The sequence below is a fragment of the uncultured Campylobacter sp. genome (genome assembly GCF_937949835.1).
Classification (GTDB): Bacteria; Campylobacterota; Campylobacteria; order Campylobacterales; family Campylobacteraceae; genus Campylobacter_B.
The window spans coordinates 1-8443 of record NZ_CALEDC010000129.1 but is presented as its reverse complement, the minus strand read 5'-3'; the positions used below and the strand labels follow the sequence as shown (position 1 = coordinate 8443).

10 protein-coding genes are annotated in these 8443 nt (G+C 48.4%); 7 read left to right on the top strand and 3 right to left on the bottom strand.

Annotated features, from left to right (window positions below; translation table 11 throughout):
- From Q0256_RS02865 to Q0256_RS02845, 5 genes are all read left to right on the top strand, one after another.
- Positions 1-1057, top strand: a 1057-nt coding sequence (locus Q0256_RS02865; RefSeq protein ID WP_297959871.1) for a DUF459 domain-containing protein, incomplete at its 5' end; no start/stop codon positions are given.
- Entirely contained in the window at positions 1050-2102 is a 1053-nt protein-coding gene (locus Q0256_RS02860; RefSeq protein WP_297959870.1) for a GDSL-type esterase/lipase family protein, read from the top strand. The genes Q0256_RS02865 and Q0256_RS02860, both read left to right, overlap by 8 nt.
- 71 nt (positions 2103-2173) lie before the next feature.
- Positions 2174-2296 carry a hypothetical protein gene (locus tag Q0256_RS02855; protein ID WP_297959868.1) on the top strand — a complete coding sequence of 41 codons (123 nt, stop codon included), beginning with the start codon at positions 2174-2176 and terminating at the stop codon, positions 2294-2296.
- A 258-nt stretch (positions 2297-2554) separates the two neighbouring features.
- Positions 2555-3259, top strand: a complete 705-nt coding sequence (locus tag Q0256_RS02850) for a metallophosphoesterase (protein WP_297959866.1) — start codon at positions 2555-2557, stop codon at positions 3257-3259.
- A gap of 157 nt (positions 3260-3416) precedes the next feature.
- Complete coding sequence (locus Q0256_RS02845; protein WP_295098848.1) at positions 3417-3650, top strand: SelT/SelW/SelH family (seleno)protein; 234 nt, start codon at positions 3417-3419, stop codon at positions 3648-3650.
- Between the two features lie 276 nt (positions 3651-3926).
- On the opposite strand, the gene efp is transcribed toward Q0256_RS02845, so the two are convergent.
- A complete protein-coding gene (gene efp, locus Q0256_RS02840; RefSeq protein WP_005871146.1) occupies positions 3927-4493 on the bottom strand; it encodes an elongation factor P in 567 nt (188 codons plus the stop codon).
- A gap of 88 nt (positions 4494-4581) precedes the next feature.
- Here efp and Q0256_RS02835 point away from each other — a divergent pair, with 88 nt between their 5' ends.
- Positions 4582-5322 (top strand): hypothetical protein, encoded by a 741-nt coding sequence (locus Q0256_RS02835; protein ID WP_297959864.1) that lies wholly within the window; start codon positions 4582-4584, stop codon positions 5320-5322.
- 247 nt (positions 5323-5569) lie between these two features.
- On the opposite strand, the gene Q0256_RS02830 is transcribed toward Q0256_RS02835, so the two are convergent.
- Both Q0256_RS02830 and Q0256_RS02825 read right to left on the bottom strand, forming a co-directional pair.
- A complete protein-coding gene (locus Q0256_RS02830) occupies positions 5570-5749 on the bottom strand; it encodes a hypothetical protein (RefSeq protein ID WP_297959862.1) in 180 nt (59 codons plus the stop codon).
- Positions 5750-5808: 59 nt separating this feature from the next.
- Positions 5809-6645: a DUF234 domain-containing protein gene (locus Q0256_RS02825; RefSeq protein ID WP_297959860.1), complete on the bottom strand. Its 837-nt coding sequence runs from the start codon at positions 6643-6645 to the stop codon at positions 5809-5811.
- A gap of 74 nt (positions 6646-6719) precedes the next feature.
- Between Q0256_RS02825 and Q0256_RS02820 the strand changes: the two genes are divergently transcribed.
- Entirely contained in the window at positions 6720-8060 is a 1341-nt protein-coding gene (locus tag Q0256_RS02820) for an aminotransferase class V-fold PLP-dependent enzyme (RefSeq protein ID WP_297959858.1), read from the top strand.
- The last annotated feature ends 383 nt before the right edge of the window (positions 8061-8443 follow it).

Sequence of the window (8443 nt, the reverse complement as noted above, 5' to 3'; positions counted from 1 at the left end):
AAATTTTAAAAAACCTGCGCAAGATCGTATGGCGGAAAATCAAGCTTTGCAAAGCACGAGGGCACGAGATCACGATGCTTCGCAAAGCGTTAAACCGCAAGATAGCAAGCCGCAAGCTCATGCTGCAAAGCATTCCTCTTTAAATAATTCTGCGCATCATTTAAAGACGCGCGATTCTGCGCAAGAGCCTTACGCACAAAATTCCATCCCTCAAAATTCTACTTCGCAAAATTCCGTGTCACAAAGACTGGCTACAACAAGCTCTATGCCGCACAGCTCCGCTGCGTCGCAAAATCCCGTCGTGGCAAGCGCAACCTTGCAAAGCGGCGAAAATTCCGATTCTCAACTCCCTGTTCCGCAGGCTTTGGAGCAGAATTTAACGACGCAAAGCTCCGTGGAGATTGATGCTAAAATTTCGCTTAGCGACGATGGCAAAATCCGCCTAAATGCAGGCGATGAGGTGCTTTTTATGGGCGATAGTCTGATGCAATACGTGGGGATGAACGCTAAGAAATTTTTCCCGAAGCGAAGCCTGAGGGTGATCGATCTTAGCAAGCAATCTACGGGGCTTGCGAGCAAGAAATCTTTCGACTGGCAAAAGACGCTCGATACCGCGCTTAGCGAAAACGGCGGCATTAAGCTCGTAGTCGTGCTGCTGGGCGCCAATGACGTCTGGGAGTACCGCGCGGGCGGCAAAACTTATGGCATTAAAACGCCGCGCTGGCGGGAGTTTTACGCCTCAAGAGTGCGCGAGATCTACGATACGGCGCACTCGCACGGTGCGGGAGTGCTGTGGCTAGCGATGCCGTGTATGCAAAAGCCAGATTTTGAGGAGAAAACGCAGCTGCTAAATCAAATATATGCCGACGCTAGTATGGCGCTTGGCGGGTATTTTATGCAAACAACCCCGCTGGTGTGCGAAAAAGGCGTCTATAAAACCTATCTGCAAAGCGGCTCCAAGCTCGTGCGCGTGCGCCAAGATGATGGCATTCATATGAGCAAAGAGGGTTGCGAAGCAGTAGCGAAAGAAATTTTATCAAGGATAGAAGTTGAGTAAATTTATAGTGATTTTATTTGCCGCATTATTAGGCGGATGCGCGGCAAACGCAGGCGTTCGCGGCATAAATTCCGCAAACATAAAAAGCTCTGCGGGCTTTGGAGTGAAATTTTTTGGCGATTCGCATTTAGGAAGCGACGCGCTGATAGATGCTTTCAGACACGGCTTTTTCGTGCAAAACAGCGTCGGCTTCGTGCCTGCGATGATGCCTAAATATCACAAAAGCGAAAATATAGAATTTAAGCAAAGCGGCTTTAATGTAATCTCATCCCGCACCGAGCAAGACCCCGATTTTCCACTATGCGGAGTGATCGCTACCGGCAAAAAGGGCGCTAATGTGCGACTGGAGCTAAAGCAGCTTAGCGGCGATTTTTACGTCGAAATTTTACATAAATCGGATCAGGGCGGCGAGATTTTTCGCGTGCGCGATGCAAGTGGGCTAAGCGCGTATATTTCGCAAGAAGTGCCGCAGAAATGGGAGTATTCTAAGCTGCGACTTAGATTTCCGATCGAAATTCGATCGCTGCGTGATGGAGCAGAGCTTGGAGGATATAAAATTTATCGTAAAAACGCGCGCTTTGCAGACTCTTGTGCGAGCAACGGCGCGTTTAGCAACCTCTACGAAAAATGGGGTGCAGATGCCTTTGGTAGGGATTTTTCAGGACTTAGATACAATCTCGTAGTCATCGCTTATGGCACAAACGATGCGATGGATCCGAAATTTGACGAGCAAAAATTCTACCAAAGCGTCCGTGGGCTGCTTCGCTCTGTCCGCTCTGCAGCTCCCGGTGCGAAAATCCTGCTCGTAGCGCCGCCGCGAAGCCCTAAAGTGCCAAACGCCTCACGCGCTGCGGAGGTGCTAGCGCATCTAGCGCGAGACGAAGGGGCGATGTTTTACGACATAGCCGGTCTTATGGACGAGGATGGCGGCTGGCGCGGCTGGCGCGAGCGCGGGCTGATCCGTCCTGACGAAATCCACTTGCAAAAAGAGGGCTACGAAAAAATCGGCGCAGCGCTGGCGACGAAATTGCGCGGCAGGCTTTAAATTCAATCTTTAAATTTACGCGGCTCGCCGTGGAATTTTAAAGTTCGTTGTGAAAATTTACAAAGCTCTTTGTGGAAATTGCACAATCCGCCGCTAAATTTATGTGGTTCGCTATAAATTTACAAAATCCGTCGCTAAATTTAAAATTTAGCGGCAGTAAGCAAAGCTGCGCCTACTTGGATTTCGCCGCTTAAATCTGCGCCGCGAAATTTAAATCAGAAGCTGCGGCTTTAAATTTACGCGTCGATAGGCTTGATGCCTGTGCTTTTAAAACACGTCGCCTAAATTTACGCTTTTAATTTGGATTAAATTTGCGTGGTTGCGGATCGGAACGCTAGTCGGGTTTTTGCGACGTGTGCGCTGCGGGTAAATTTAGCGCTTAAAATTCCATTTGCACGAATTGCGACAAAGCGCGGCGAGTTAAATTTAAGAAAGCAAAAAAGGAGAGGCAGATGATATATCTTTGCGGCGATACGCACGGCATAAACGAGATCGGCAAAATAACGAACAAGGCCTTTGCGGGCGGGCTTAGCGCCGATGATTTCGTCATCGTGCTCGGAGATTTCGGGCTGTTTTGGAGCGAGCGGATAGATGAGTTTATGGCGCGCAAAAATATAGAAAGATATTTCCCCGCCACGCTTCTTTTCATAGACGGCAACCACGAAAATTTCGATATGTTGGATCAGCTGCCGCGCGAGCGGAAATTTGGCGGCACCGTGAGCGTGGGCGGCGAGAATATTTTTTGGCTGCGGCGCGGCGAAATTTACGAGATTGCAGGGCGACATTTTTTGTGCTTCGGCGGTGCGCTTAGCGTCGATAAGGCGCATCGGATACCGGGGCTTAGCTGGTGGGCGCGCGAGATTCCAAGCGAGGAGGAGTTTGCTTGCGCGATGCAAAATGCGCGCGATTTCATCGCTACGGGCGGACGGATTGATGCGGTGCTGAGCCACACGGCGCCGTGGTTTGCGATGAAATTTTTAAAAGAATACCTTTGGTGCGGCAAAAGCACTTTCGATAAAACGTCTGAGTATCTGCAGCAGATCTTTGAACTCGTAAGGCCTGCACGGCGGTATTTCGGACACTTTCATGGCGATAAGAAATTTCGCGAACGAGACTGCGATTTTTATCTCTGCTACGATGAAATTTTAAAATTTTAGGATTAGCCTTGAGCCCGCGGCAGCAAAATTTAAAGCTTGCAAACGGCGAAATTTCGCCCATAAATTTTAAATGCTGAGGCGCGCGGAACCCCAACTTTTATATTAAAATTTAAGCTAGTTCTGCTAGAATGTGGCACTTTTTTAGAAAGGAATAAAGATGAAGGTTGTAATTACTTATTGTAATTCTTGATCTTATAGACCGCAAGCTCTCCGTGTGAGAGATGAAATAACAAGCGTCTATAAGGATGCAGTTGTCGAGTTGGCCCCTGGTGGCAGCGGAGACTTTCTAGTAGAAGTTGACGGCAGAAAGCTTTTCTTCAATAAAGATTTTGCTAAGCCTCGTTTCCCAAGTGAAGGTGAAATTTTAAATCTAATTAAAGTTGCAGCCTAGCTCAAAGCCCGAAAGCGGGTCGCAAGATTTGCTTTCGGGCGTTTTTATACTCAAATTTCATATCCGTAAATTTAATCGTAAAGCTATTTTAAATTTTGCAAAAAATCAGCGTTGCGTAAAGCTTAGACTAAATTATCCCACATTTCGGCAAATTTAAAAAGCCATTTTAATCAAATCTGCGCGACGATCGCGGTTTAAATTTATCGCTCGGAGTTTATAAATTTTAAAAGAAAGAGGAATTTTTGCGAAATCAAAATTTCGCAAAAACAGGGGGGATTATTTATTCGCGCGCTCGATATACTCGCCGCGGACGGTGTCAACGCGGATGACCTCGCCTTCTAGCACGTGAAATGGGATCTGTACCACGGCGCCGGTCTCAAGCGTGGCGGGCTTTTTGTTGCTACCCTGCGTATCGCCGCGGAAATTTGGCGCAGTTTCTACGATCTTAAGCTCCACCACCTGCGGCACATCCACGCCGATCGCTTTGCCGTTGTAAAACATTATATTTACCATCATGCCATCTAGCATCCATTTTTTCGCCTCGCCCACATCCTCGTCGCTGATCGCGATCTGTTCGTAGCTATCGGTATCCATGAACTGACACGCCTCGCCGTCGTCGTAGAGATACTGCATCTCTTTTTCCTCAAGATTCGGCGCCTCGCATTTATCGCCCGCATGGAAGGTCTTTTCAAGCACCTTGCCATCGATGAAAGATTTTATTTTAACGCGCACGAAAGCTGGCCCTTTGCCCGGTTTTACGTGTTGGTATTCTATGATTTTAAACGGAATTCCGTCCACCTCGATTTTTAGACCTTTTTTTAGATCGCCCATTGAATAAGCCATAAATTTCTCCTTAAATTAATGAGGCGCGATTATAACAAATTTTATTTTAAATTGATATAATTGGCGAAATTTTAAGGGGAGGGAAGCTATGAAAAAACTCATCTACGTTTTGGCTGCGTGTGCGGCTTTTGTGCTTGGCGCGAATGCGAACGAAGCGGAGTTCGTAAAAAACCTAAAGCAAAGTCTAAATGATAAAAACGCTCAGCTCATCTCGATCGACAAGCTAAACTCGCTAAACGGGCTAAATTTGCTGATCGTCCGCTCGGGCGATAAAAAAGAGGCGTTTTTGGCTAGCGACGACGCCAAAAGCCTAGTGGCGGTAACAGAGGAGCCTAAGCTTGCGGACGGGGCAGACGCAGCGCTATTTAAGGCGAGAATGCAAACTTTAAAAGACGCCAATGATGCTGCCGCACTTAAGTTGCTAAAAAGCATAAATCCCGCGAGATTTGCCTATATCGAGTCGTTTGATAAAAATAATCCCTACGTGACCTACATCGTGGGCGATCCGGAGTGCCCGTATTGCGCCGAGGAGATGAAGAGGATCACGAAGCATCTTCGCAACAGCAACGTAAAATTGATCTTTGCGCCGGTGCACGGCAAGAGCGCGTTTATCAAATCGGCGCTGGTTTTAAAGCGTCTAAAAGCCCTCTCTCCGAGCGATCAAAAGGGCGCGATCGACGTGATCGAGAAATACTACGACAAGGACGTGCAGGTAAGCGATGCGGATGTCTCAAAAGCCGAGCTTGACGCCGTATATGCGGATACCAAGACGCTGTTTTCTAAAGGCGTGATCAAATCGGTGCCATATGTGATCAAGGTGAAAAAATAGTCTAAATTTATGGAATTTAGGGCGCGAAGTTTGTATATGAATAGTTGCGGTTTTGCAGTGGCGCGAGTTTGCTTACATATAGCAAGTGTTTGCTTATCAATAGTCGCGGGAAATTCGCAAGTGGCTGATTTGTGCGTGAGTGACGTAGCTGCCTAAACCTGTGTTAAAATTTAGTGATAGAATTTTAAAAACTCGCATTTGGCGCTTGGCAGATTTTCTGCTTGTAGATTGTGTTTAAAATTTGATGTCATAGTGCGCCTCTGATAGCGTGCTGTCTGCCTATCCATAGCGCCCGCCGTCCGCTCAACACACCTTCATACCGCCTATCGATAGCGCGTCTGCCATGCCTTGCGCTTACCCATGCTCTGCTTATGCCGCCCGTAGATAGCGTATCCGTAGGTAGCACCCCACTTATTTCTTGCGGCATACCGTACGCGCACGGTACCGCTCGCTCGCGCCATATTCTAGGCTTTTTTGGCGCGCAGTTCAAAGTAAAATTTTAAAATCCTCGAGTGAGAAGAGTAAAATTTTATCGCTTTTTAGGTTTTGTAGCTCGCCGCTAAAGCCGCTTTTGGAAAACAGCGCGAGTAGATCGGGCGCGAGGTGCGCTTTTTCGCATTTGAGTATGAGCTCGTTTAGCACGTTTTTTGAAATTTTTCGCTCCTTGTATTTGCACTCGCCCGCGACGCAAAAGCTCTCAAATTTCGCGTAGATGTCGATCTCGACCTCTTTGTTCCAAAAGCTTGAAATTTGCGAAATCTCTAAATTTAGATACTTCGCTAGCAGCTCTTTGCTTAAAATTTCAAACCCGAGTCCCGCGTAGGCGTTAAAATCTGCTTTGATTAGACTTAGCACGTGCCCTATCTCGCCGCGGCGCAGCGCGGGCAGGTTCGGCTCGATAAATCTAAACCAAAACCTCGCGAAGTTGCTGCTAAAATGGACTTTGTCGGTGATATGGTAGCGGCGCAGCGCGCGCGGTAGGCGGTCGTTTTTACGGGCTTTTTGCGCCCTTTGCTCGCTTGATTTTTCGGTGATTAAAAACTTCGCGTTTATGAGATCTGCGGTGATTTTTTGCGCCGTAAATCGCGGCAAGATTTTTGAAATTCCTATTTTTTTGCGGTCGCTTCTAGCGAATTTCATCAGCGCTTTTTTGATCTGCTCTTCACACTCGCCGCCGAATTTAAAGCGCTCGCCGAGATGTTCAAAGCAGAGCAAAATTTCATTTTCGATCGCTTCGAAAACGTCCGCGTAGCCGCTTATACAGCCTATCTCGTCAAATACGAAATGAAACTGCAAAATCGCGTCGATACCAGCATCGCCCAAATTTCGCGCCGTGTCTTTTAACTCGTAAATTTCGCCCTCCTTGCGGGCGTAATTTTAGCGAGTTTGGATATAATTTGCAAAAATTTTGGAGTCGCGCTTTGGATTTTCAAACGATCAAAGAAAATATCATCTTAAAAGAGGGGGTCAAATACTTCGATTTCGCCGCCTCGGGCCTTGCGTATCGCCCTATAGAAGCGGAGATCGAGCGCGTGCTTGCAACATACGCCAACGTCCACTCCGCAGGTGGAGCGAGCGCCGAGATCACGAGCGATTACTACGAAAACGCAAGAGCCAAAATCAAAGAGCTTTTGGGCTGCGAAGAGCGCTACTACCTGATCTCGTGCGGATTTGGCGCGACTGCGGCGATTAAGAAACTTTGGGAAATTCTAGGCATCTACCTGCCGCCCGCGACGCGAGATAGGCTCGGCTTGCGGCGCGAGAGCATAAAAGAGCTGCCGCTTTTCATCATCTCGCCTTTTGAGCACCACTCCGTTGAAATTAGCCTAAGACAGGGGCTTTGCGAGGTCGTGCGCGTGCCGCTGGATCCAAGCGGGCTGATGGACTTTGCGCGGCTGGGCGAAATTCTATCCGCAAACAAAGGGCGCGAAATTTACGGCGTACTTACCGCGGCATCGAACGTGACGGGGCTAAAGATAGACTACAAGCGCGCTTACTTGATGCTAAAAGCGCACGGCGGGCGGCTGTTTGTGGACGCTAGCGCGCTCATCGCACACGAAAACGTGGATCTTGGCTTTTGCGACGGCATGTTTTTCGGTGCGCACAAGCTCTTAGGCGGCGTGGGCGCTAGTGGGATTTTAGCGGTGCGAAAGGAGCTTTTGCGCGGCGAGGAGCCGACATTCGCAGGAGGCGGCACGATCAAATACGCAGATGCCCTAACGCAGCGCTTTATAATCGACAAGGAGCGCTTGGAGGAAGCAGGCACGCCGGGCATCATCGCGCTGGTGCGAGCTTATCTTGCTCTAAAGCTTCGCAAAAGCGCGGGGCTAGAGACGATCAAGTCGCGCGAAGAGGCGATCTGCAGGCGCTTCATAAGTGAAATTTCAAAAATCCCCGAGATTGAAATTTACGGCAATCTCACTGCGCCGCGCGTGCCGATCTTTGCTTTTAATATGCAAGGTCTCGGCGCAGACGCGTTAGCCGGGGTGCTCGGGCAGAAATTTGAGATCCAGACCCGCGCAGGCTGCGACTGTGCAGCACCTTACGGCTTTGATCTGCTCGGCTTGCAGCCCGATACCGAAATGTCGCGCAAACCCGCTTGGGTGCGGGCTAGCTTCTCGTTCATCCACGACGAAAGCGACGTGGATTTCTTAGCAGAGGCGCTAAGACAGATCGCTCAGATCCGCGATAAAATCACCTTCGTAGCGGGCAAATATCGCTGCGGCAGCGTAAATTAAGCTCGCAAAATTTTATAACAAAAGCCGCTTTTAAATTTCACGGCGCGGGATTTTGAAATTTTAAATTGCGAGCTGAATTCTGGCAGTAAATTTTGTGCTGAGGAATTTTGCGCTGTGAAATTTGAGCGGTAGAATTCCGTGCCGCGTGGACAAATTTTACACCGCTAAATTTTAAAATTCCGAAATAAATTTCGCTGTTTGAATACAGGGTGAGGGTTCTATGCTCTAAATTATGCGGTCGCGTAAAATTCCGTGCCGTGGAATTTTAGCCACAAAATTTTGAAATTTTACAAAGCCGAATTTTACTCGGCAGACTTACGCGGCGAGAAATTTTATCGCAGAGCCAGTGGCGGCGAAAATATGCGGCCGCGCCCGTCCGAAAG